Origin of the sequence: Acinetobacter sp. AG1, from assembly GCF_001005525.1 — a bacterium.
Lineage (GTDB): Bacteria > Pseudomonadota > Gammaproteobacteria > Pseudomonadales > Moraxellaceae > Acinetobacter > Acinetobacter modestus.
This window is the reverse complement of the sequence record NZ_LBMZ01000121.1, coordinates 64,631-86,287: the sequence shown is the minus strand read 5'-3', so window position 1 is coordinate 86,287 and position 21,657 is coordinate 64,631. Positions and strand designations below refer to the sequence as shown.

At 37.8% G+C, this 21,657-nt stretch carries 22 protein-coding genes; 8 read left to right on the top strand and 14 right to left on the bottom strand.

The features are described 5' to 3' along the window. Nucleotides 1-24: 24 nt before the first annotated feature. Nucleotides 25-465 (bottom strand): D-aminoacyl-tRNA deacylase, encoded by a 441-nt coding sequence (gene dtd / locus AAV96_RS14770; RefSeq protein WP_046739856.1) that lies wholly within the window; start codon nt 463-465, stop codon nt 25-27. 151 nt (nt 466-616) lie between these two features. On the opposite strand from dtd, the gene pncB reads away from it, so the two are divergent. The 3 genes from pncB to asd all read left to right on the top strand — a co-directional run bounded on the left by pncB (nt 617) and on the right by asd (nt 3,620). Continuing rightward, nucleotides 617-1,822 (top strand): nicotinate phosphoribosyltransferase, encoded by a 1,206-nt coding sequence (gene pncB, locus AAV96_RS14765; protein ID WP_046739855.1) that lies wholly within the window; start codon nt 617-619, stop codon nt 1,820-1,822. Nucleotides 1,823-1,923: 101 nt separating this feature from the next. After that, nucleotides 1,924-2,772 carry a sulfurtransferase gene (locus AAV96_RS14760; protein WP_046739854.1) on the top strand — a complete coding sequence of 283 codons (849 nt, stop codon included), beginning with the start codon at nt 1,924-1,926 and terminating at the stop codon, nt 2,770-2,772. Next, on the top strand, nt 2,769-3,620 hold the full coding sequence (gene asd, locus AAV96_RS14755; RefSeq protein WP_046739853.1) for an archaetidylserine decarboxylase: 852 nt from the start codon (nt 2,769-2,771) through the stop codon (nt 3,618-3,620). The genes AAV96_RS14760 and asd overlap by 4 nt, the downstream gene beginning before the upstream one ends. A 142-nt stretch (nt 3,621-3,762) precedes the next feature. Here asd and AAV96_RS14750 read toward each other — a convergent pair whose 3' ends face one another. The 4 genes from AAV96_RS14750 to AAV96_RS14735 all read right to left on the bottom strand — a co-directional run bounded on the left by AAV96_RS14750 (nt 3,763) and on the right by AAV96_RS14735 (nt 7,909). Beyond that, entirely contained in the window at nt 3,763-3,990 is a 228-nt protein-coding gene (locus tag AAV96_RS14750; protein WP_046739852.1) for a hypothetical protein, read from the bottom strand. A gap of 63 nt (nt 3,991-4,053) precedes the next feature. Further along, on the bottom strand, nt 4,054-5,163 hold the full coding sequence (locus AAV96_RS14745; protein ID WP_046739851.1) for a DUF3800 domain-containing protein: 1,110 nt from the start codon (nt 5,161-5,163) through the stop codon (nt 4,054-4,056). Nucleotides 5,164-5,617: 454 nt separating this feature from the next. Continuing rightward, nucleotides 5,618-6,526 (bottom strand): LysR family transcriptional regulator, encoded by a 909-nt coding sequence (locus AAV96_RS14740; RefSeq protein ID WP_046739850.1) that lies wholly within the window; start codon nt 6,524-6,526, stop codon nt 5,618-5,620. A gap of 489 nt (nt 6,527-7,015) precedes the next feature. Then, entirely contained in the window at nt 7,016-7,909 is an 894-nt protein-coding gene (locus tag AAV96_RS14735; protein ID WP_046739849.1) for a LysR family transcriptional regulator, read from the bottom strand. 94 nt (nt 7,910-8,003) lie between these two features. Here AAV96_RS14735 and AAV96_RS14730 point away from each other — a divergent pair, with 94 nt between their 5' ends. Continuing rightward, nucleotides 8,004-8,444 carry a PACE efflux transporter gene (locus tag AAV96_RS14730; protein WP_046739848.1) on the top strand — a complete coding sequence of 147 codons (441 nt, stop codon included), beginning with the start codon at nt 8,004-8,006 and terminating at the stop codon, nt 8,442-8,444. A gap of 138 nt (nt 8,445-8,582) precedes the next feature. On the opposite strand, the gene AAV96_RS14725 is transcribed toward AAV96_RS14730, so the two are convergent. The 4 genes from AAV96_RS14725 to AAV96_RS14710 form a co-directional block, all read right to left on the bottom strand. Continuing rightward, on the bottom strand, nt 8,583-9,047 hold the full coding sequence (locus AAV96_RS14725) for a DUF2147 domain-containing protein (RefSeq protein WP_046739847.1): 465 nt from the start codon (nt 9,045-9,047) through the stop codon (nt 8,583-8,585). Between the two features lie 122 nt (nt 9,048-9,169). Then, the gene (gene phoR / locus AAV96_RS14720) at nt 9,170-10,528 is read right to left on the bottom strand and encodes a phosphate regulon sensor histidine kinase PhoR (RefSeq protein ID WP_004659791.1); all 1,359 of its coding nucleotides are present in this window, start codon (nt 10,526-10,528) and stop codon (nt 9,170-9,172) included. A gap of 8 nt (nt 10,529-10,536) precedes the next feature. Next, nucleotides 10,537-11,247, bottom strand: a complete 711-nt coding sequence (gene phoB / locus AAV96_RS14715) for a phosphate regulon transcriptional regulator PhoB (protein ID WP_004659793.1) — start codon at nt 11,245-11,247, stop codon at nt 10,537-10,539. A gap of 250 nt (nt 11,248-11,497) precedes the next feature. Further along, the gene (locus AAV96_RS14710; RefSeq protein ID WP_004659796.1) at nt 11,498-12,175 is read right to left on the bottom strand and encodes a TetR/AcrR family transcriptional regulator; all 678 of its coding nucleotides are present in this window, start codon (nt 12,173-12,175) and stop codon (nt 11,498-11,500) included. A gap of 306 nt (nt 12,176-12,481) precedes the next feature. Here AAV96_RS14710 and AAV96_RS14705 point away from each other — a divergent pair, with 306 nt between their 5' ends. Then, a complete protein-coding gene (locus tag AAV96_RS14705; RefSeq protein ID WP_004659799.1) occupies nt 12,482-13,309 on the top strand; it encodes an SDR family NAD(P)-dependent oxidoreductase in 828 nt (275 codons plus the stop codon). Nucleotides 13,310-13,372: 63 nt separating this feature from the next. Here AAV96_RS14705 and AAV96_RS14700 read toward each other — a convergent pair whose 3' ends face one another. Continuing rightward, nucleotides 13,373-14,740 carry an MATE family efflux transporter gene (locus AAV96_RS14700; RefSeq protein WP_046739846.1) on the bottom strand — a complete coding sequence of 456 codons (1,368 nt, stop codon included), beginning with the start codon at nt 14,738-14,740 and terminating at the stop codon, nt 13,373-13,375. A 99-nt stretch (nt 14,741-14,839) separates the two neighbouring features. Further along, the gene (locus AAV96_RS14695) at nt 14,840-15,994 is read right to left on the bottom strand and encodes a pyridoxal phosphate-dependent aminotransferase (protein WP_046739845.1); all 1,155 of its coding nucleotides are present in this window, start codon (nt 15,992-15,994) and stop codon (nt 14,840-14,842) included. A gap of 317 nt (nt 15,995-16,311) precedes the next feature. Between AAV96_RS14695 and AAV96_RS14690 the strand changes: the two genes are divergently transcribed. Further along, entirely contained in the window at nt 16,312-16,749 is a 438-nt protein-coding gene (locus AAV96_RS14690; protein ID WP_004659805.1) for a hypothetical protein, read from the top strand. Nucleotides 16,750-16,879: 130 nt separating this feature from the next. On the opposite strand, the gene AAV96_RS14685 is transcribed toward AAV96_RS14690, so the two are convergent. Genes AAV96_RS14685 through AAV96_RS14675 form a run of 3 tightly spaced genes read right to left on the bottom strand, consistent with a single transcriptional unit; the run spans nt 16,880 to nt 19,343 of the window. Then, a complete protein-coding gene (locus AAV96_RS14685) occupies nt 16,880-18,187 on the bottom strand; it encodes a DUF445 domain-containing protein (RefSeq protein ID WP_046739844.1) in 1,308 nt (435 codons plus the stop codon). Nucleotides 18,188-18,205: 18 nt separating this feature from the next. Next, on the bottom strand, nt 18,206-18,763 hold the full coding sequence (locus tag AAV96_RS14680; RefSeq protein WP_046739843.1) for a CC0125/CC1285 family lipoprotein: 558 nt from the start codon (nt 18,761-18,763) through the stop codon (nt 18,206-18,208). A 40-nt stretch (nt 18,764-18,803) separates the two neighbouring features. Then, nucleotides 18,804-19,343, bottom strand: coding sequence for a DUF924 family protein (locus AAV96_RS14675; protein WP_046739842.1), 540 nt, complete (start codon nt 19,341-19,343; stop codon nt 18,804-18,806). 193 nt (nt 19,344-19,536) lie between these two features. On the opposite strand from AAV96_RS14675, the gene gshA reads away from it, so the two are divergent. Next, nucleotides 19,537-21,114 carry a glutamate--cysteine ligase gene (gene gshA / locus AAV96_RS14670; RefSeq protein WP_046739841.1) on the top strand — a complete coding sequence of 526 codons (1,578 nt, stop codon included), beginning with the start codon at nt 19,537-19,539 and terminating at the stop codon, nt 21,112-21,114. A gap of 18 nt (nt 21,115-21,132) precedes the next feature. Next, on the top strand, nt 21,133-21,636 hold the full coding sequence (locus AAV96_RS14665; protein ID WP_004659814.1) for a disulfide bond formation protein B: 504 nt from the start codon (nt 21,133-21,135) through the stop codon (nt 21,634-21,636). Nucleotides 21,637-21,657 lie beyond the last annotated feature (21 nt).

Below are 21,657 nucleotides of genomic sequence, written 5' to 3'. Positions count from 1 at the left end.
AAAGGGAGTTTTTTTATGTCTCATTTATTCAATTTCTAAATTAAAAGTCACAGGTCCGTCATTAATTAAATGGACTTTCATATCAGCAGCAAAAATACCTGTTTGGACATGAGTAAATTGCTGTTGTGCGTATTCAACCAATTGTTCATAGAGCGCTTTGGCTTCCGAAGGGGGCATTGCAGGTCCAAAATCAGGACGTAAGCCTTTTTGTGTTTGTGCCATCAAAGTAAATTGTGAGACCAATAAAAGTCCACCCTGAGCTTGGCTTAGATTCCACCCCATTTTGCCTTGTTCATCATCAAATATTCGATATTTTAAAATCTTATCAATGAGCTTTTGTCCTTGCTCTAAAGTATCGCTTTTACCTAGACCTAAGAATACGAGTAAGCCGTGCTGAATTTCGCCAGTGGTTTGACCCTCAACCACGACTTTCGCTTCTAGAACTCGTTGAATTAATGCGCGCATAAGATTAAAAAATAGATGAAATAGAGTGAGGCAGTGTATCAGACACCGCATATAAAAATGAGTTGTGCAGCAAAAGTCTACTATTCAATATGAGTCAATTGATTGTATAACAATAGCTATTATGCAAAAGAATCGGTTATAACCATCCGCTATGTCTGCCATTATTCGATCTTTACTCGACACTGACTTATATAAATTCACCATGCTACAAGTGGTGCTGCATCAATTTCCACAGACGCATAGCGTGTATTTATTTCGCTGTCGAAACTTAGAAGATACGGTTTATCCTTTGGTTGAGATTCTAGAAGATCTGAATCATCAGCTTGATTTACTCTGTGAATTGCGTTTTGCTGAAGATGAGTTGCAATATCTTCGTTCTTTACGTTTCATCAAAAGTGATTTTGTTGATTACCTTGAATTATTCCAGCTAAAAAGACGTTTTATCCAAGCCAGTATTGATGAGACGGGTCGGTTAGATATTCGGATTGAAGGGCCGATGGTTCAGGCCATGATGTTTGAGATTTTTGTATTGGCGATCGTCAATGAATTGTATTTCCGCCGTATCCGTAGCGATGAAGTATTGGCGGAAGGTGAACGTCGCTTACAACAGAAATTACTTCAGTTAGAACAATATGCTAAAGAACAAAAAGAGAGTGATCCACCATTTTTAGTTTCGGATTTTGGCACACGCCGTCGTTATAGTTTTGAATGGCAAAAACATGTGGTACAAGCCTTTCATGCGGTTGCACCAAAAGTGTTTCGTGGAACCAGTAATGTTCTACTTGCTAAAGATTTGGGTATTAGCCCAATCGGGACGATGGCACATGAGTTTTTACAAGCGTTTCAAGCTTTAGATGTCCGATTACGTAATTTTCAAAAAGCGGCTCTAGAAGCATGGGTACAAGAATATCGTGGTGATTTAGGCATTGCTTTGACCGATGTGGTCGGAATGGATGCTTTTCTACGTGATTTTGATTTGTACTTTGCCAAACTCTTTGATGGCTTACGTCATGACAGTGGTGATCCCTATGAATGGGGGGATAAAGCGTATGTACACTACCGCAAATTAAAAATTGATACCAAAACCAAAATGCTGACCTTTAGTGATGGTCTCAATTTAGAAAAAGCATGGCTATTGCATCAATATTTTAAAGATCGTTTTCAAGTCAGTTTTGGCATTGGGACGAATCTGACCAATGATATGGGGCAAAAGCCTCTGAATATTGTATTGAAGTTAGTTGAGTGTAATGGTCAATCAGTGGCCAAAATTTCCGATAGTTCGGGCAAAACCATGACTGACAATGAAACTTTCCTTGCATATTTAAGACAGGTGTTTGAGATCGAAGATGTCAGCTAATCTATAGCTGATTTTCTGCTAATTGAAAGCAAAAAATCAGACAAAGATAAAAAGTCGGCTATGTTAAAATTGATTCAATGCGGATAGAAAATAGCATAAAAATGACTGATGTAGATTTTAAACTGGGTTTACTGATTGAGCCTGAAGAACTTGTACCTTATTTAGGACATGAGCTGATTCGTGTCGTTGATTTAAGCCGAGCATCGGTTTATGAACAATTGCATATTCCTCATGCCATTCATTTACAGCCTAAATTCTTGGTTGCACAGCATGAACAGGCGAATGGGGTATTACCTGATCTAGCAGGTTTACAAGCTCTCGTCGAAAAATTAAATATTTCATCTCAACATCATATTGTCGTTTATGACGATGAAGGTGGGGCGTGGGCAGGGCGTTTAATTTGGAATTTACATTGTCTTGGTTTTAACCGCACCAGTTTGATTAATGGTGGGATTCATGCTTGGTTGGGAGCAAGCTTACCGACTACAGCAGATATAGATAAAGTCACCCCTGTGAGCGAGCTTGTGCAAGTTAATTTGAATAGTTTGCAACAGTATCGAGTTGAATACAATGAATTACTTCAGCAGGTTCAAGAACAGAATATTCAGCTCTGGGATTGTCGTACTAATGAAGAATATACTGGACTACGTTTAGCTGCGCGACGCGGTGGTCACATCCCAAATGCATTGCATTTTGAATGGAGTACTGCCCTAAACCGTGAAAATCATCTAAAATTACACCCGCTTGAACGCACTCAACAACGTTTAGAACAATTAGGCTTTAATTTACAACAACCTGTGGTGGTGTATTGTCAGTCACATCATCGTTCGGGTTTGGCGTATATATTGGCAAGATTGCTCAATTGGCAAGTCAGAGCCTACGATGGTGCGTGGAGTGAATGGGGCAATCGCCTCGATAGTCCTATTATTTCAGGGGAGTCACCGTCTTGAGTTTTTCAGCAGATTTAAAAAAACAACTTTTTATCAAAGCACAAAATTTAGTACCGCAACATCAACTGAGCCGTGTCATTGGTAAAGTTGCCGCAAGTGAAAATGTTTTGGTGAAAACTGCTGTGATTCAAGCATTCAAAGCAAAATATGGCATTGATATGAGCATTGCCGAACAAACGAATCCAAATCAATATAAATCATTTAATGAATTTTTCACTCGTGCATTAAAACAAGGTGTACGTGGTGTAGATGAACAAGCGGATAGTATTGTTTGCCCTGCGGATGGTGCGATTTCACAGTTGGGTAAAATTGAAGCAGGTGATATTTTTCAAGCCAAAGCTCAAAGTTTTTCTGTTGATAAATTGATTGGTGATCCGCAATTGGCGAAACCATTTATTGATGGTCAGTTTGCAACGGTTTACTTATCACCGAAAGATTATCATCGTGTACATATGCCATTGGCGGGCACGTTGACCGAAACTCTATATATTCCAGGTGAGTTGTTCTCAGTCAACCAGACCACTGCTGAAAATGTACCAGGTTTGTTTGCACGTAACGAGCGTATGGTGTGTTTATTTGATACTGAACTTGGTCGTATGGCGGTGGTCTTAGTCGGTGCAATGATTGTGGCAGGCATTGAAACTGTTGCAACGGGTAAAGTAAAACCTACAGGTCGTGTTGAATTACAACATCACCAAATGCAGTTAGAAAAAGGGGCTGAGTTAGGTCGTTTCTACCTAGGTTCTACTGCTGTGGTTTTATTTGAAAAAGATAAAATGGTGTGGGAAGCGCAGTTTAAAGCGAACTCGAGTGTGGTGATGGGTGAGCGTTTAGGTCACTCGGTTTAATTTAGAAATAAGTTTAAAAAGCCCTTTAAAACTTTAAAGGGCTTTTTTATTGTTACGTATTTCGCATAAAGCGTATTATGTTAATTTTAGGGAAACTTAATCATTAAGAATAAAAAAAGCCACCTTTTGAGTGGCCGTCAGCTTAGTTTTGAACAACACACAAGCTAACGATAAAAATCAAAGTCAACAAGTACGCTAAACTTGGATCAAAATAACCGACGAGTACATTAAATACCGCTGGAAACCCAAGAACTAAACCCGCTGAGTTTGTTTTCTTCAGTTGTGACATAATCACTTCCTTTAAAAAACTGCTGCGGGTCTCATGATGAGTTAGGTACGCAACACCCAGACTATTGCTATCTAATTTCATTTTTAAATCCAGTTGCGTTGGTTAGATAGCAATCCTAACTGGACATGTAGAATATTAAAGTAACTATTTATTTTTACAAGTGTTAAATCTATTTTCAATTAATTTTCTTGAAGATATTCCCATTGTCATATGAATACCAAAACCAGTTCTATCTAAACTTTTCGACCATATTTGGCAAAAAATATCATCATAAATTTTTTCTATCTCCTTAGGGTTTGAAAACAAGCTTTTATAATATCTAGAGATGAAGCCAGAAAGTATATCTGCTAGCTGAATAAAAACAGAATCTTTTGAATTACAATAACTTACATTGGGGATTGTATCTGTATAAAAGTTAGCATAAGGTGTTTCCATCACATCAAATTTATTTTTATCAGATAAAGATGCTATTAATTGAGAATATATATCATCAAAATCATTTTGTGTGTCATGAATGAATTGAACATTTTTCAGATCATAAAAATAATTCACTCTTGCTACTAGGTGAGCTAGTGTTGATAAATTAGGTAAGAGAATAATTTTATTTCCGTTCTTTGTGTAATCCGGAATAGGAGTAAACCAACCTAAAGATTTTTCATTGTATTTATCTTTTAAAGATAAATACAAATTTTTATTTTTTTCTAATTGTTTTGTTAAATAATTCTTGTTTAATAGCCCCTTAATATTTCTATTCATTGCATCCTTAAATAGTTGGAATAGTTCTATTAGATTAGAGTCATTTGGTTCTAACAAAAAATTATTAAAATTTTGGTAATAATTTTCATCCATATATTTAGTTAAAAAATCTGCAACCTTTTGATGTTGTTCCTTATCGAAATCTTTAAGTGAACAAGGGTTAAATAAATAATGATTACACATAGTTGTATTAATACAATACTTTTTATCTACTGTATCTATAAAAAATGGGATATTGTTTTTTACAATAAAATCAATACTTTCTTTAATTAAGGCAGGTCTTTTTTTATAAAAATCCCTACATTTTATTTCTTTCCCAGTCTTAGTATACTTTGAAAAAAGTTCTGTAAGACTTTCTTCTAATTTCTCTTTTTTTTCTGAATCTATGCCTATAGCTACAGAAACATAATGTGGTTGATCTGATAACTTTGCATAAAAATCATTACAAAAAATATCCCCTGTATTACCAGACTCATCAATATAAAATTCAAATTTCATCAAAATCGGCCCCTAAAAATTAGAAAATGCAATATACAATACACTTAAAGCTATAGCATTCCATTTAACATAATGGGCGGTATCCGAAATAAATCTTAATTATTTTAATTAAATCAATTTTTTATAAATTTAACATAACCTAAAAAAACACCCAAAAGCCGACACAGAAACAAGTTGGCTTCTTTTTGAGCAGTTTTGATATTTTTTACCAAGTATAAAATTAACCATGTACGCTTTTTCTTACACCAATTCCAGTCAATGACCCATATCCGTACCTATCTAAATCACCTAATATGGGTTCATCAGGAACAGGAAGTTCTAGAACATAAAACAAAAATGATAAGTTTAGGCATCAGGACGTGAGGTAGGACAGGAGTTATACCTAAAGTGCGAAATACGAAAAAGCCCGACAGGATGTCGGGCTTTTTCATTTGATCTGAAACTCAGTAAGTTTCTAAAAGTTCATCTGCTTAGCATTGTAATAAGCATGAATAGCATCTGCACAACTGTTAATGATTGGATCTTCATTCTTTTTCCAAATTAATCGAACTTCACTCAATGCATTGTCATCATGAATGGGAATGAGTCTGACATTATTTGGAAGAATCACTTTAAATTCCTCAGGTACAATACAAATGCCAAAACCATTCGCAACTAATTCCAGTTGAGACCTTTTTCTCGAATAGATTTTGGTTCTTTGGGGAGTAAAACCATTAACCAAACATAAATTAGCAGCCAGATAGCTTAGCCCACCACGCCCTTTATGAGGCACAGAAACAAAATTAAGTTGTGCTAACTCACGAATCGTCACACTTTCTTTTTCGTAGAAAAAGGAGTCTGAGCTATGAGAAGCAACATATAGGGGTGCAGTGTATAAACTGATCGAATTTACATCATTTAGATTGTGATAAATCGGTGGGCGAATAAAGCCCAAGTCAATGCTGCCATTTAATAAATATTCGAGCTGTAGTTCAGATGATAAAGTATTCATTTCAATATCAATCAAATGTGTATCACACAACTGCTCAAAGATTTCGAGCTTATTTTGATCAAGCACAATACTACTAGAATGTGCGATTTTAATAATTCTCCCTTCACCGCGACTAATACTTTGAGCACTCACAATCGAGCTTTTTAAATGATCAAGATTGGTCTTTAAACTTTTATATAGTGCTTCACCTGCAGGGGTGAGTCTTATTTTTTTCTCTGAGCGATCAAAAATTTCAAAACCCAGTTCTTCTTCTAAGTTTTTAATTTGCCTGCTGAGTGCTGATTGGGCAATAAAAAGCTTTTCTGACGCTGCAATAAAGCCACCAGTTTCAACAATCGTGATTAGATAATTGAATTGTTTTAATGTCCACATATCTCAAAATTAGATCATTGCTTGTTTTTTCTATATTAGATTAGATGGTAAAAATCTTATACCTTTTTCATAGATTCTTTATTTGAGTAACTGAAGATGACCATGACAAAGAAAATATTAATATTGATCGCTTTTGTTATCATTTGTCTACTCGCTCAAAGCTATGATGCTTATATGGGAATGACGAGTTCAATAGATCATATGAATTTATTGGGTGATTAACAGCATTCATTTAAGTTCAAGCTTAGATTTAATCTATTTGATAAATTGATCTAAGATTTAATCATGTACGCTTTTTCTTACATTGATTAAGGTGAATATCCCATTTGCAGCTTTAATTGAATTGTCTAATATCGATTCATCAGGAACAGGAAGTTCCAAAACATAAAAAAAGAATGATAAGTTTGTGCATCAGGATGTGAGGTATGACAGGAGTTGTACCTAGTGAAAGGAATATGAAAAAAGCTCGACAGGATGTCGGGCTTTTTTTTATTCGATTTGAATTTGTTTTGCCCAAAACTCAATAAGAAATTGCAGAGATTGGCTGAGTGGTTTGTAGCTTAGCCAAATCGCATGAATTGGCATATCTAACCCATTGGTCGTATCACTAAATGCTAAACGAACTAAACTTTGCTGGTTAAAAGGCTCTTTCACAACAGAAAGGGGAAAATTTCCCCAACCTAATCCTTGCTCGACCATCTGAATTGCCATCGACAAATTATCAGTCGTCCAATAGGTTTCAGAAACTAGAATGCGTGGATCGGGTAAAGCATAATGTTTACTCGCCACAATAATTTGTCTTAATTCAGACAGCGTGGTGAGTTCATTGCGCTGTTGTTCTTTCAATTTCTGTGCATTATGGGGTGAAATGGCTGCTACAAACTTTTCCATCGCTAATAATCGAAAACGTTGGTTGGTATCAATATTTGAAGAACTATAAGCAACATATAAGTCAATTTCATTTTTTTCTAGGCGCTCTTTTAATTCTTGTTGAGGCGCTGAAACCATTTCAATATTGAGTAGTGGATAACGTTGAATCAGTTGTTCAATTCCCGCTAATAAAAATTTTTGGTTAACGTCTGCCGCAACCCCAATCGAAATATCAGTTTCGAGTCCCATCGAAAGCTCGCTTAAATGCATTTCAAGTTGGCGCATTTTGGTGACAATCAATCGAGCATGCGGTTCAATTGAAAGAGCGACTTCGGTAGGGGCGAGATGATTTTTACTGCGCTCAAATAATTTTAAATTCAATTCAGCTTCGAGGTTCGCAATCGCCATGCTGACAGCCGAGGGCACTCGATTCAAGGCACGTGCCGCTGCGGAAAAATTACCACGATCAATAATTTCAAGAATCAACTCTAGCTGATCACTACTAAGTTTCATGACAATTTCCTTGTCAGTAAATCTGATGACGATTAACTTTTTTTATCAAATTTAAAGCGTAAAATCCACTTATTATTAATTTTAAGGCGTGGTCATGCAAGGAACCAAGAGAAGAGTCACCTACGTGTTTTTCTATGAAGTTTTTAGCTTTTTTATCTGTGCGATGGTGCTGGCTGTACTTTCGAATACAAGCATAAGTCATACGGGACCTTTGTCGATCTTGATTGCTGTGATCGCAGTGACGATCAATTACTTTTATAACCATGTATTTGAGATGTGGGAAAAAAAGCAGATCTCCAAAAAACGCACAGTAATGAGACGGGTAGTACATGCCATCGGCTTTCAGATTGTTTTAGTGATGATTTTGATTCCACTTATTGCATGGTGGATGCAGATCAGTTTAATAAAAGCATTTTTGTTAGATTTCAGCCTGATGGTTCTGATACCTTGTTATACCTTTGTTTATAATTATCTTTTCGACCATATTTTTGGTTTACCCAGTCATTTGGTGGAGTCGAAACCTGTATCTGTTTAAGTCATTCCTTCATTTGAAATGTATTTTTATCTATGTGTTATTTATCTCAAAATCACAGAATTATTTGAAAAAAGAGCGTATTTATATACGCTCTTTTTGATGGATTTTTAATCTAATTTTGAAAGGGAGATTTCTAATTTAGAGACGAATCCACGTCATATTTCTAAACGTATTATTATTCGGGTTTTTAGCATTTATTGTGAGCATTTTACCTGTTTTACTTAAACGCGCATTCAAACTATATTTATATCCATCATAAGGATTTATCCATACACCTTGTCCAAATTCTTCATTTAGATTCAGCATTTTAAGATTACTCAGTACTTCCATACCAATAATCGGCTGATTTTTTAAAGCACCAGTACAAGGGGTGCATAGTGTAGGAACCTCCTCTTTGCCTTGAGGGTACATTTTCACAATGACAGCACTATATTGTTCAGTTTTAGAATTACGTCTGATCACAATATCAGATAGATAAGAACCACTCCGTTCATCTACCACTTTCCAAGTACCGATCAATGGATCAGTAGGCATTGCGATCGCTGAAAATGAACTACTTAAGCCTAGGAGAAAGGCGAAACTACGAAAGAAATGAGAATTCATAAAATATATTACGTCTAAAGAAGAATGTGTGAGCGGTGAAATTAATCAAAATATTATTATATTATTATTGTAATTAAATTGTAATATCAAATATTTAGGGAGCAATTTTAGCTCCCTCTATTTTAACCTATACGATACAAACGTTCTTTGGGAAAGACAGCGGTAAAGGTTGAGCCTTCGTTTTCTTTGGAGCTAATTTCTAAATGCGCACCATGTTGCATTAACACATGTTTGACGATTGCTAAGCCTAAACCTGTCCCCCCTGTCTGACGGCTACGTGCGCTGTCAACACGATAAAAACGCTCAGTTAAACGGGGTAGATGTTTTGGATTAATGCCAATCCCATTATCTTGTACGGTAAAGTAAGCGTGATCGCCATCTTCATGCCAGCCAATCGTAATAATGCCGCCTTTCGGTGTGTATTTAATTGCATTGGTGATTAAATTACTAAACGCACTGGCAATTTCCATATCAGAGCCGATTAAATCACAATGACTGTCGATATCTAAATTTAAAGTATGACCATAATCGAGATTATAAGCACGCGCATCATCAAATAATTGATTCATCAAATTTGCCATGTCAATAATTTGATTTTTTGCGACTTTTTTATTGTTTTCTAAATTGGATAAAAGCAATAAATCATTCACCAATGCATTCATGCGTTTGGTTTGTGATTGCATTTGAGTGAAAGCGCGTTTCCAGCGAGGAGTAATGTCATCTTGATCGATAAATGTTTCGATATAACCACTCAATACGGTGAGCGGTGTACGTAATTCATGAGAAATGTTGTCCACGAAGTCTTTACGCATTTGTTCAAGATTATGTACGCGAGTGGTGTCATATGCCACCAATAAGCGACTTTCCCCACCAAAGCGAGTTAACTTCACTTGCACATATCGGTCTTCGTCCATTTGAGCCTGTAGACGGATACCATCAGGTGCTTGATCGATATGATTAAAATATTCAATAAAACTGGGTTGACGCAAAATAGCCAGTAAATTACGTCCACGATCCAAAGGATTGATGCCCAATAACTTCTCGGCAGCAGGATTCCACCATTCAATCTGATGTTGGTCATCAATCAAAACGACAGCTTCAGCCAATGCAACCAGAGATGATTGTGCACGATCAATCAAACCTACCATTTCGGCTTGAACGATACGTTCTTGTCGCTGCGCTCGATAGACATTAAATAATAATGCACCCCAAATACCGCTTAGATTTGGGGGGACATCATAGGGACGATTTGAGATCCACTCATTGACTAAATACAGTGAGCGGAGTTGGAGTATAAAAAAAACGACAAACGCGACAAAAATACAGCTCCAAAAGTATCCAACCCCGAATCCAATTAAGCTCGCAATCAATAAGAAAAAAAGTAGCAGTCTTAGATCTTGTTTTGCAAACGTCCATAAATTGCTGTGACGGAAACGTTGATGTTCACGTGCCAGTTCAGGGACGGGATAAGGTTCATACATAAAGGATTTTAACCTGCTGCTAAATCAGCTCGTGTAGAAAAACGATAGCCTGTGCCACGTACTGTTTGTACAAAACGATCTACGCCAAAAGGTTCTAACACTTTGCGTAAACGTCGGATATGCACGTCAATGGTACGATCTTCGATATAGACATTACCGCCCCAAACTTGATCCAGTAATTGTGCACGTGTATATGCACGTTCAGGGTGTGTCATAAAGAAAGCCAATAAACGATATTCGGTTGGACCCATATCGAGAATACTGTTACCAAAGCTCACACGCTGGCTGACCGGATCGAGCATTAAGCCATTAGCATCAATGACTTTTTCGCCACTGAGTGCATTTGCACGACGTAATACGGCTTTGATACGAGAAACCAATTCACGTGTAGAGAATGGTTTGGTCATGTAATCATCTGCACCCGCATCTAGCCCTTGCACTTTATGGTCTTCTTCACCACGTGCTGTCAGCATGATGACAGGAATTTCAGCTAAGTTTTCATCACGTTTGAGACGACGGCATAGATCTACACCACTGACACCACCTGGTAGCATCCAATCCAGCAAAATAAGAGCAGGACGCTGATCGACGATAATCTGATGCGCTTGTTTGGCATCCTCAGCTTGTAAACATTGGAAGCCTGCCATATCCAAAGAGGTATGGATCATTTCGCGGATCGGTAGCTCATCATCGACAATTAAAATATAGTCATCTTTCACTGCGCAATACCCTTAAAATCTGTAACGGTGAACCGTTTTGTTGTTATGACAGGCTTATTACAAAGATTAATTATGACAATATCATTGCAAAAGAGTTAATAAAGTCGAATTTAGCAATAAATTGTGACAATTCTAGGGCAGAGCAGTGACCAAATGATGACAAGTTGTTTGCAAATAAAACAAATGAATTCATTTGGTTAATACCATTGAAACCTTTTTATTGTGTTCGTCACAAAACTGTAAAAGGATTTTAATTTTTTTGTGAGGTGGTTTCAATAAATGATAAAAACACAGCACAACAAGCAGATAACACATCTTCTAAGGGTTGTTTAAAGCCTTCGGAAACCCAACGAATAATAATATGCGTCACATAACCATTTAAACCTGTTGCCATTAATGAAACTTCTTCACCACTTTGAGGTGCATTCGGCATGGTAATCATCACGAAAGCTTGGATAATACGATCGAATTGAGTCAAGGTTTCTTGAATCGTCGCCTGATTATGTAAATCTTGCACCAACATGGCATCGATATAAATAATTCGTGCCATACGAGGGTCATCTTTAATCGCACTCAACAATGCGGATAAACCTGCCGTGACCATATTCTTAGGTTCAGGTGCAGCCATGAGCACGGCTTGGGTTAAACAATTTTGCATTTTGCCAATCATTTTTAAGAATACCGTTTGGAAAAGCTCCTCACTTTTCTTAAATGATTCGTAAAAATAACGCTCAGTCAGCTTCGCCTCATTACAGACATCTTTGACAGTGACCGAAAAAAACCCCTGTGTACCGTAGGTTGCAATACCTGCTTCAATCAACTTTTCGCGGCGAGCTTCTTTGCGTTCAGTTAAAGAAAGACCTTTAAACTGACGCTCTTTCGCTTCGGTATTATTTTTCTTGCGTGTCGCTAGATCTTCAGTTGCCATGGAAAAACCGTTCCCTAAAAAAGTCTTTAAATCGTATGTCTAAGATTTATTTGCATTTTAAACAGGTCTTGCGAATTTAGAATAACTAAATTTCGTAAAACTTATTTCATCGTGTCTAAACATCTTACGTCATGAAATGTAAATAGACCTAATATGACAAGCAATATGTTGGTTATTGCCATTTGTCTTAAAGCTGTAGTGTACTATATTGACAACCCGTATTGTCAAAATTATATTGGTTATAGCTTAAACTGCACATGATCAAGACAAATGTGTGCATATCATTCGCAATACAAAGGATAGGCAATGAAAAATTTTAAAAATAAAGTCGCAGCGATCACAGGTGCAGGTTCTGGGATTGGACAACAATTGGCAATTTTATTGGCTAAACAAGGTTGCCATTTGTCATTGAGTGATATCAATGAGAAAGGATTAGCGCAAACTGTTGAGTTGGTAAAACAAAACCCAATCACAGTAACGACCAAAGTTCTTGATGTTTCAAACCGTGAAGCGGTGAAGCAATGGGCGCAAGAAACTGTTCAAGATCATGGCTCAGTGAATATGATTTTCAATAACGCAGGTGTGGCACTTGGCTCAACTGTTGAAGGCGCAAGCTATGAAGATTTAGAGTGGATCGTGGGAATTAACTTCTGGGGCGTAGTTTACGGCACCAAAGAATTCTTACCATTCATTAAGCAAACCAAAGATGGTCATATCATCAATATCTCAAGTATTTTTGGTTTAACTTCGCAACCAACACAATCTGCATACAATGCAACAAAATTTGCGGTACGTGGTTTTACTGAATCATTACGTCAAGAACTTGATATTGAAAAGAGTGGCGTAAGTTCTCTTTGCGTACATCCAGGTGGTATCCGTACCAATATCGCAAAAGCTGCCAAAATGAATGACAGCTTAAAGAGCTTGGGTATGGATCCAAATAAATCGATCAAGCAGTTTGATAAATTCTTACGTACACCACCAGAAGAAGCTGCACGTCAGATTTTAAATGCAGTGTTGAAAGATAAACGCCGTCTGTTAATTGGAACAGATGCTCGTATTGTGGATTCTTTCCAACGTCTATTCCCGACGGGTTATCAACGTATTGCTGCACTTGCAACAAAAATGATGTAAGTTGCAAGCATAAAAAAGCCATTCTTAGAGAATGGCTTTTTTATTTGAGGATCAAAGAAATTTTTAAATAAGGACTTTGATCTTGGTTTTCTTCCAAACAAACTGATAATAAGATGCTTGTAATACACATAAGCACACAAAAGAAAGTGCATAAGCAGTCCAAATGCCCGTTAAGCCCCATAACGAACTAAACCAATAGGCACAAGGAACTTCAATTAAAATAATGGTCAGAATATTGATCATCATTGTGACATTGACGGTTCCACTAGCCCGCATGATTGAAGCAAAAATAGCACTTGCACCGAAGAATAAAATTGACCATAACACAATAAATAAGAGCTGCTGCCCAAGTTCAATGACGCTATGATCGGTAATAAATAGAGCCATTAAATATTTGGAAAATAAGTAAGCCAAAGTGATCAAACTGCCAGTAAATATGACATTCATTCCTAAAGCCGTTCGTGTGACTTTGGCTAATAATTCGGGTTTGCCTGCACCAATCGCTTGAGCGGCAAAAATAGAAGCCGCAATTGAAATAGAGAGGGCTGGAAATTGAATATAGTTGAGGACTTGGTTCACTGCACCATATGCTGCGGTCGCATGTGCACCATAATGATTAACCAAACCAATAATGACTAAGCCTGCCAATGAAGTTGTCACCATCTGGATGCCTGTTGGGATACCAAGTTTTAGGATCAGTTTACTTAATGTTGCATCATGGCGAATGCTTTGCAAAAGTCGCGCATCTATTTTGAGAGGGTGATTCTTATAATTGAGGTAGAAGCTTAGAAAGATCAGTACAGCAGCATATCCCATAATCGTTGCAACAGCAGGCGCAACAATGCCTAGAGCAGGGAATCCAAAATAGCCTTTGAGTAAAACAGGCGTTACTGCCAGACCAATCAGGCTGGTTAGGCTCAATGCGATCAGAGGGGTAACACTATCACCGACACCGCGTAAAATCGAAGTATAAATAATATAGACAAACAATAATGGACTACCCACGAGCATCCAGCGAACGTAGGGTAAAGAAAGATGCATGACTTTAGGGTCTGTACCTAATAATTGCAAAATATGCTCGGCAAAGCTCCAACCTAAAACAGCAATAATGCTGCCACCAATCAAAGTCATAAATAGGGTAGAGCCAATCACACTTCTGACTTTTTCAAGATTTTGTGCACCCCATGCCTGTCCAATCAGTACAGTCGTTCCCGCGGAGATCCCGATCACAAATGCCAATAAAAAGAAAAGAATTGGGAAGAATACAGACACCGCAGCAATCGCATCAACTCCCATCATTTGACCTACAAAGATGGTATTAATCGTTCCCGATAAGTTCTGTAAAATGTTGGTAGCAATCAACGGAACAAGAAAAACAAAAAAAGTTTTCCATAGATTGGGTTGCATGACCAAAGGTTGGCGTGGTGTCATTCAGTTTCCTTCACGCTTCATCCTGAAACGGCAATATTTTTTCCAACATAACATTATCGTTACTGTTGGAGGCATGATTGTTCAGTTTATTTTTGTAGATCAACATTGTACGAGAATTTGACTCGCACGCTCTAAAGTCTGGTCTGTTTTGGCAAAACAAAAACGAATCAGGCGTAGTGATTCAGGCGCTTGTTGATAAAAAACGGAAATAGGAATCGCGACAATTTTGTGTTGTTCTGCGAGGAATTGGCACATTTCCACATCATTCAAGTCAGGGCGAATCGCACTGTAATCTAAATTTTGGAAGTAGGTACCTTGTGATGGAATAAATTTGAAACGTGAACTTTGAATTTGAGTATTAAAAAGATCTCGTTTTGCCTGATAAAAGTTCGGGAGCTCCTGAATGTGCTCAGGATGTTGTTGCATATAGTTCGCTAATGCTATTTGGCAAGGTGTGGTTCCGCAAAAATTGGCAAATTGATAAATTTGACGAAACAAACGCATTAAATGTGGTGCTGCAACGCAATACCCCGTTTTCCAACCTGTAACATGATAACTTTTGCCAAAAGAACCGATTACATAACTGCGTTCACGTAATTCGGGGAATTGCAGCGCACTAAAATGTTTTTGTCCATCAAAAACTAGATGTTCATAGACCTCGTCAGATAGCACAACGATATTTTTATCTTGAATGAGTTCAATCAGTTGATGCCAGTCTTGTTCTGACCAAATCGAACCAGTTGGATTATGCGGTGTATTGACGATAATCATGCGAGTTTTTGCATTGATACAATCTTTAACTTTTTGCCAATTCACCTGAAATGTTGGTGCTTCTAAATGAATATGAACGGATTTTCCCCCTACCAGTTGTACTGCAGGGGCATAACTGTCATAGCTCGGGTCAAAAATAATGACTTCATCATCTGCATGGATACAGGCTTGAATGGCACAAAAAATCGCAATGGTTGCACCAGGGGTAATGGTAATTTCGGTGACAGGATCGAGTTGCAGTTGATCTCTTCGTAAAAACTGTTTGGCCAGTTGTTCTCTGAGTACTAAAACACCATCTCCCGCAGGGTATTGGTTATAACCTGAAAGCGTGGCTTGGCTCAGCGCTTCAAGCAATGCAGGTGGAGCAGGGAAATCGGGGAAGCCTTGAGACAGATTCAGTGCATTCAGTCGTTGTGCGAGTTCAGTCATCACGCTAAAAATAGTAACACCTTGGCTTGGGAGTTTTGACTGAAGCTGCAACATGGTTTTTAACCTGATTGATGTTTTATTTAGGACTGATTGTATCTAGAAAGAGCGGCCTTTTCCAAATTATCGATCTCTAAATAAAAAGAGATATGTCTGTTATTGGTTTGAAACATGTGTTTCACATCAAGAGAAATATTGGAATTGTGTCTTAATAAAAACAATACTGACAGAATTGGTCAATTTTGATTTAAAATTGTAAATTTAATTGTTAATTTTCAAATATATATGGTGTTTAAATTTTATTTTTTAAGCGATATAATTTACAGATAGTGATTAAAATAAATACTATTTTTTGTCAAATAGGGCATTCAGTAATGGACAGTTTCGATCTAAAAATACGCTACCCACATCATATTGATTTAAAAGATGTAGAGCAGCTTGAGGCACTGAATACCATTGGGGTATTAACTCGTTTTGATAAAATGGGCTGGAAAAAACAATTAAGCCGTTGGCTGCAGCTTAATGGTGCTAGCCCAACGTTTACCATTACCGATGAAAAGACAGAACAGACGATCGAAATCGTATTAAATACCTATGGGTCATTTCAAGAGCTTAATTTTATCGTCAAGACAGATATTCCAGCTGTTGTTGCTAAAAAACAAATGTTTGGATTAGTTACACGACAGGCGAAAGAAAAAGTTCATTTTAAACAACTTTCATTGGTACAAGTGAAAGTCTATCTAACTGCATTTTTAAAACAAGATACAGATACTTTGATTCGTTATTATCAAGAAAGTAAATACATGGTTTGATCTACGAAAAGGGAGTGAAATAACACATCTCTAAATTTGATTATATTCACATTGGAGCTTATTTTATTTCAATGAAGGAATAAAAAAAGACGACAAAACATCACTGTTTTACCGTCCTTAATCATATCATTTACAAAACATTTTCAACAATGGCACGAATGATACCGAGGGCTAAACCAATAAAAGCACCGACAATCACACCGTTGACGCGGATCATATGCAGATCACCACCCACCTCACTTTCGATTTTGGCGATCATTTCGCGTGAATCCCATTCGTGAATACGCTCGCTGATATAGCGAATAATCTTATCGCTGTATTGCTCACTGAAATTCGTCGCTAAGCCGACCATTTTCTCATTCAATACTTGGCGTACTTTTTCATTCTGAATCAAGCTTTCACCAAGCTGTTGTATCGCAGCCTGTAAATTAGTTGCAATACCAGAATCTTCCTGCATTAAATCCGTTTTAATCGCATCACATAAAATTGCCACAGCACCACTAATAAAGTTCAGAACTTGAGGGCTATTAAGAAGGGCATCTTTACCACTATTCAAACGTTGACTGGCCTCACTCTCCGTATCAGCGAGTTGTAACATGAGTGAATGTGTGGTTGTTTCAATATCTTGTCGCCATGGATGTTCAGGATTAGCCAACATCGATTCAACTTTTTCAATCAGTGAGTCAATCGTCCGTTGTTGAACATCAATCCCAATCCAGCTTGCGCCTTTAGCAAGCTTCCAAACACCTAATTCTTGGAACAGTTTACGTGATAGATCTCGTGCCTCTTCAGGATGAGAGACCATCCACTCATGCGCCAGATCAAGACCGCGTTGCAATACGTCTTGATGGAAATCATTTTCCAAAACAGCACGTAACATTTCACTGGCCAATTTATTGATTTTAGTACTGCGGACCCATTGCACACTATTGTTTTGCACAAAGTGGGCAATTTGATCTTGGCTCACAAATTCAAAAATTTTCGGTACAGTATGTTGAATCATCTGTACGACTTGCTGGTTATTTTGAGGGTTTGCTAGCCATTGACCGACGGCCAAACTGAGGTCGGCATTTTTTAAACTGCGTTCAACAATTTGAGGAGATAAAAAGTTTTCTTGTACAAATCGGCCCATTGATTCTGCAATGCGAGCTTTATTCCGTGGAATGATTTCGGTATGGTCACGCAATAGTTTGGGTAAAGGCATTTTTCCAAAAGGATTGCGAAAAAGCACAGTGACAGCGTACCAATCAGCCAGCCCACCAACTACACCTGCTTCCGCACCTAACATAAAAATATGAATGACCCATTTATATTCAGGTAAAAAATGCGCCGCGACCATTAAGCCAATCCATGCTACAACCGCAATGATCAATGCCATAGTGGCGAAGTACTTACTTCTTTGCAGGCTCGGTACGTGAATTTCTTCGACTGAATTCATTGAGTCATCCTTATTAATTTAATTTTTGTTTTGAGGTGGTGCAGGGGGCTGCAACACGTCTCCTGTTGGACTCAATCCGTATTTTTGCCCTAATGATTGCAAAATGAGTTGCGCATCAAAAGCATCAGGTGATTGCTGCTGAGTCTGAAAACACTCGATAGTATACGACACTTGGATTGGATCAAGATTGACCACTTGAGGCATATCATAGAATGGATCAGGCCAAAAGGCAGGATGTCGGCGATAATAACCATATGGGTAATAAGAGGGTGTCGGATAAATCACAGCTTGGCGTTGTGTCTTGTGACGTGCATTACTTGGATCATCGACAACGGTAAAATAACGGAAACCGTTTTTGACTGTAGTTTGTGCAGCTTTGAGTAAAGTAATTTCTTCTGCCGTACCATAACTCAAATTATTATCTGCCTGAAAACCGACACGGAACGTTTTATTGTTTAGTGGATAGGCTGTGAACTGGCCAAGTTGATCGAAAGTTTTAGGTTTTGATGGAACAGTTGCACATCCTGCCAGTGTTAATGTAACAAGGAGAGGGGCACATATGAATAAAGATTTCATTTTGCAATTCCTATGTTCAATGTCTCAGGAGACGATAGACTTAAAAGCTGCTATTCGGTTCTGTTAAAAAGGTCAGTTCTTCAGGTGTCGAGCTTCGACCTAAGATGGCATTACGATGTGGATAACGCCCAAAACGGTCAATAATCACTTTATGCTTTTTTTCAAAGCTCAAATTAATTTCGCTCCCTAAACGTTGGAACAGTTTTAAAGCAAACTCATGCATTAATTTAGATTCACTATGCATAAATGGCATATATAAAAATGAGCGTTGTTCAGGATTAAGTTGAGCATCGAGTTGTAAACTAATTGCTTCTTGAGCAAGCATCAATGCCATACTGTCATAGGCAAAAGCTTGCGCTTGATCACGATATAAGTTGCGAGAAAATTGATCTAGCACAATGATCTCGGCTAAGCGACCCTCTGGTGTGTGTCGCCAAGACCAAAGCTCTGCTTGGATCGCTTGATGGTGAATTATTTGAAATTGGTCGCGAATTTTTGCATCAAATTCATCACTTTTGGCAAACCAAAGTGAACGGTGTTCAGGATTAAACCAAAAATTAAGAATGTCCTGTGCTTGCATAGTTCAGTGCTCATGGGAAGATTTATTTTTTAATAAAATCACAATTTCAGCATGTCTTATATAACAAGATTGTGATAAAAATTGCCAAACTAAATCAGATGACTAGATCACAATTGTCGTTATAATTGGCAGAATAACCAAGTCGCGACCATTTATGTGGTTGGCTGATCTTAAATAAGCGAGCATATAAATTATGAATCAACCCAGCATACATTCTTCCTCTGTGATACCGACTTGGGTAGATGCTTCGCTATTAAAGGGGATGCTACGCGGCATTGAACGCGAAAGTTTACGTATGCAAAGCAATGGATTTTTATCACAAAAAAATCATCCAGAAGCTTTAGGTTCTGCACTGACACATCCGCATATCACGACAGATTATTCAGAAGCATTGATGGAGTTTATTACTACGCCGAAAACAACCATCGCGGCTGCATTAGATGAATTAAGAGATATTCATAGCATTGTGCATCAGCAGCTAGAAGAAGGCGAAAGATTATGGCCACTGTCCATGCCGTGTATGTTGGATGATAATGAAGAAAATATCCGATTAGCACAGTACGGCACTTCTAATATTGGCCGCTTTAAAACCTTATACCGTCATGGTTTAGGTGTACGTTATGGTCGCCGTATGCAAACCATTTCGGGTGTGCATTACAACTTATCTTTTCCTGATCAATTGTTTGCAGTATTGCAACAACATGAAATCAAGCCAGAATTAAAACAACTCAGTTTGCAGGATTATCGTAGCCATCGTTATTTTGGTTTGATTCGAAACTTTATTCGTTTGATCCCTTTAGTGATGTATATGTTGGGTGCTAGCCCATCGGTTTGTCGTTGCTTTTTAACAGGGCGCGAGCATCATTTACAGCCTTTGGTTAAAGGGACTCTATACTTACCAGAAGCGACTGCTTTGCGAATGGGGCGTTTGGGCTACCAAAATTCAGCACAAAAAGAATTAGGTATTCATTACAACGATCTACATGATTATCTTGACGGATTACAAAAAGCGGTACATACCCCTTATCCTGAATTTACCGATTTAGGTTTAAATGATGAACAGGGTGAGCCGATTCAAATCAATGATCACGTGCTCCAAATCGAAAATGAATACTACAGTCTAGTTCGTCCTAAGCAAGTACCACAAGCAGGTGAAACCCCATCACAAGCATTGAAGAATCGTGGTGTTGGATATGTAGAATTACGTGCCGTAGATGTGAACCCTTATAGTGCGATTGGAATTGATGAAATTTCAGCGGGTTTTCTTGAAAGTTTAGCATTGTATTGTTTATTAAATGACAGTCCTGATTTGTTTGCAGAAGAGCAAGAACAAATTGATCATAATCAAACTGAAGTGGTCAATCGTGGACGTGCAGTAGATGCTAAAATTGTAGAAGGTGAAACAATAGTTTCACTGCATGATTGGGCACAGCGTCATTTAAATGCGATTCAAGACTGCGCTACTTTGTTAGATCAAATGGATGATTCACAATTATATTCTGAGGCAATCCAAGTGATGCAGCAGCGTTTAGATCATGTTGAAAATACCCTTTCAGCGCATATGATTAAAGATACTTTGGATAATGGTGGGACATGGAGCTTTGGGAGTGTCATGGCTCAACAACATGTCAATCGTTATGAACAACATCAGTTGGGTGCAGAAAGAGAACAATATTTTGCAGAATTAGCGCAAACATCGTTGCAAAAACAGGTGCAACTTGAACAAGATAACGACATCAGCTTCGAACAATATCTTGCACAATACCGTTAAAATTTTAGAGGACTTCCCATGCGATGGACTTACCGCTTAGTTAGTGCATTACTGGTACTAACGAGTATTATTGGTATCTCGTTTGCGTTGTATTTAGAACATGTGCAAGGTTTAGAGCCTTGCCCACTGTGTATTTTCCAACGTATTGGCTTAATTGGAATGGGATTGATTGCGTTAGTCGCATTTATTCATAATCCGATTTCAAATGGTTTTAAACGTTTTTATGCACTATTAGCAACCTTATCCATCGGTTGGTCAGTGGGCGTGGCATCTCGTCATGTTTGGCTACAACATTTACCACCTGATAAGGTGCCAAGTTGTGGTCCAGGCTTGGACTATTTAGTTGATGCATTGCCAATGAAAGCGGTATTTCAGGAAGTGCTTTCAGGTTCAGGCGAATGTGCAGCAATTGATTGGACTTTCTTAGGACAATCTCTACCAGTGTGGTCATTGCTATATTTTAGTTTGATCTTATTGGTATGTTTGTGGCAGTTGTTTAGACATTATAGTGCTGCTAAATAATAAAAAAGCCAACGATAAGTT

Bases quoted from the DNA above. Each gene is read 5' to 3' on its own strand.
- dtd (WP_046739856.1), bottom strand. From the start codon at position 465: ATGCGCGCATTAATTCAACGAGTTCTAGAAGCGAAAGTCGTGGTTGAG.
- pncB (WP_046739855.1), top strand. From the start codon at position 617: ATGTCTGCCATTATTCGATCTTTACTCGACACTGACTTATATAAATTC.
- AAV96_RS14760 (WP_046739854.1), top strand. From the start codon at position 1,924: ATGACTGATGTAGATTTTAAACTGGGTTTACTGATTGAGCCTGAAGAA.
- AAV96_RS14750 (WP_046739852.1), bottom strand. From the start codon at position 3,990: ATGAAATTAGATAGCAATAGTCTGGGTGTTGCGTACCTAACTCATCAT.
- AAV96_RS14745 (WP_046739851.1), bottom strand. From the start codon at position 5,163: ATGAAATTTGAATTTTATATTGATGAGTCTGGTAATACAGGGGATATT.
- AAV96_RS14740 (WP_046739850.1), bottom strand. From the start codon at position 6,526: ATGTGGACATTAAAACAATTCAATTATCTAATCACGATTGTTGAAACT.
- AAV96_RS14735 (WP_046739849.1), bottom strand. From the start codon at position 7,909: ATGAAACTTAGTAGTGATCAGCTAGAGTTGATTCTTGAAATTATTGAT.
- AAV96_RS14730 (WP_046739848.1), top strand. From the start codon at position 8,004: ATGCAAGGAACCAAGAGAAGAGTCACCTACGTGTTTTTCTATGAAGTT.
- AAV96_RS14725 (WP_046739847.1), bottom strand. From the start codon at position 9,047: ATGAATTCTCATTTCTTTCGTAGTTTCGCCTTTCTCCTAGGCTTAAGT.
- phoR (WP_004659791.1), bottom strand. From the start codon at position 10,528: ATGTATGAACCTTATCCCGTCCCTGAACTGGCACGTGAACATCAACGT.
- AAV96_RS14710 (WP_004659796.1), bottom strand. From the start codon at position 12,175: ATGGCAACTGAAGATCTAGCGACACGCAAGAAAAATAATACCGAAGCG.
- AAV96_RS14705 (WP_004659799.1), top strand. From the start codon at position 12,482: ATGAAAAATTTTAAAAATAAAGTCGCAGCGATCACAGGTGCAGGTTCT.
- AAV96_RS14700 (WP_046739846.1), bottom strand. From the start codon at position 14,740: ATGACACCACGCCAACCTTTGGTCATGCAACCCAATCTATGGAAAACT.
- AAV96_RS14695 (WP_046739845.1), bottom strand. From the start codon at position 15,994: ATGTTGCAGCTTCAGTCAAAACTCCCAAGCCAAGGTGTTACTATTTTT.
- AAV96_RS14690 (WP_004659805.1), top strand. From the start codon at position 16,312: ATGGACAGTTTCGATCTAAAAATACGCTACCCACATCATATTGATTTA.
- AAV96_RS14685 (WP_046739844.1), bottom strand. From the start codon at position 18,187: ATGAATTCAGTCGAAGAAATTCACGTACCGAGCCTGCAAAGAAGTAAG.
- AAV96_RS14680 (WP_046739843.1), bottom strand. From the start codon at position 18,763: ATGAAATCTTTATTCATATGTGCCCCTCTCCTTGTTACATTAACACTG.
- AAV96_RS14675 (WP_046739842.1), bottom strand. From the start codon at position 19,343: ATGCAAGCACAGGACATTCTTAATTTTTGGTTTAATCCTGAACACCGT.
- gshA (WP_046739841.1), top strand. From the start codon at position 19,537: ATGAATCAACCCAGCATACATTCTTCCTCTGTGATACCGACTTGGGTA.
- AAV96_RS14665 (WP_004659814.1), top strand. From the start codon at position 21,133: ATGCGATGGACTTACCGCTTAGTTAGTGCATTACTGGTACTAACGAGT.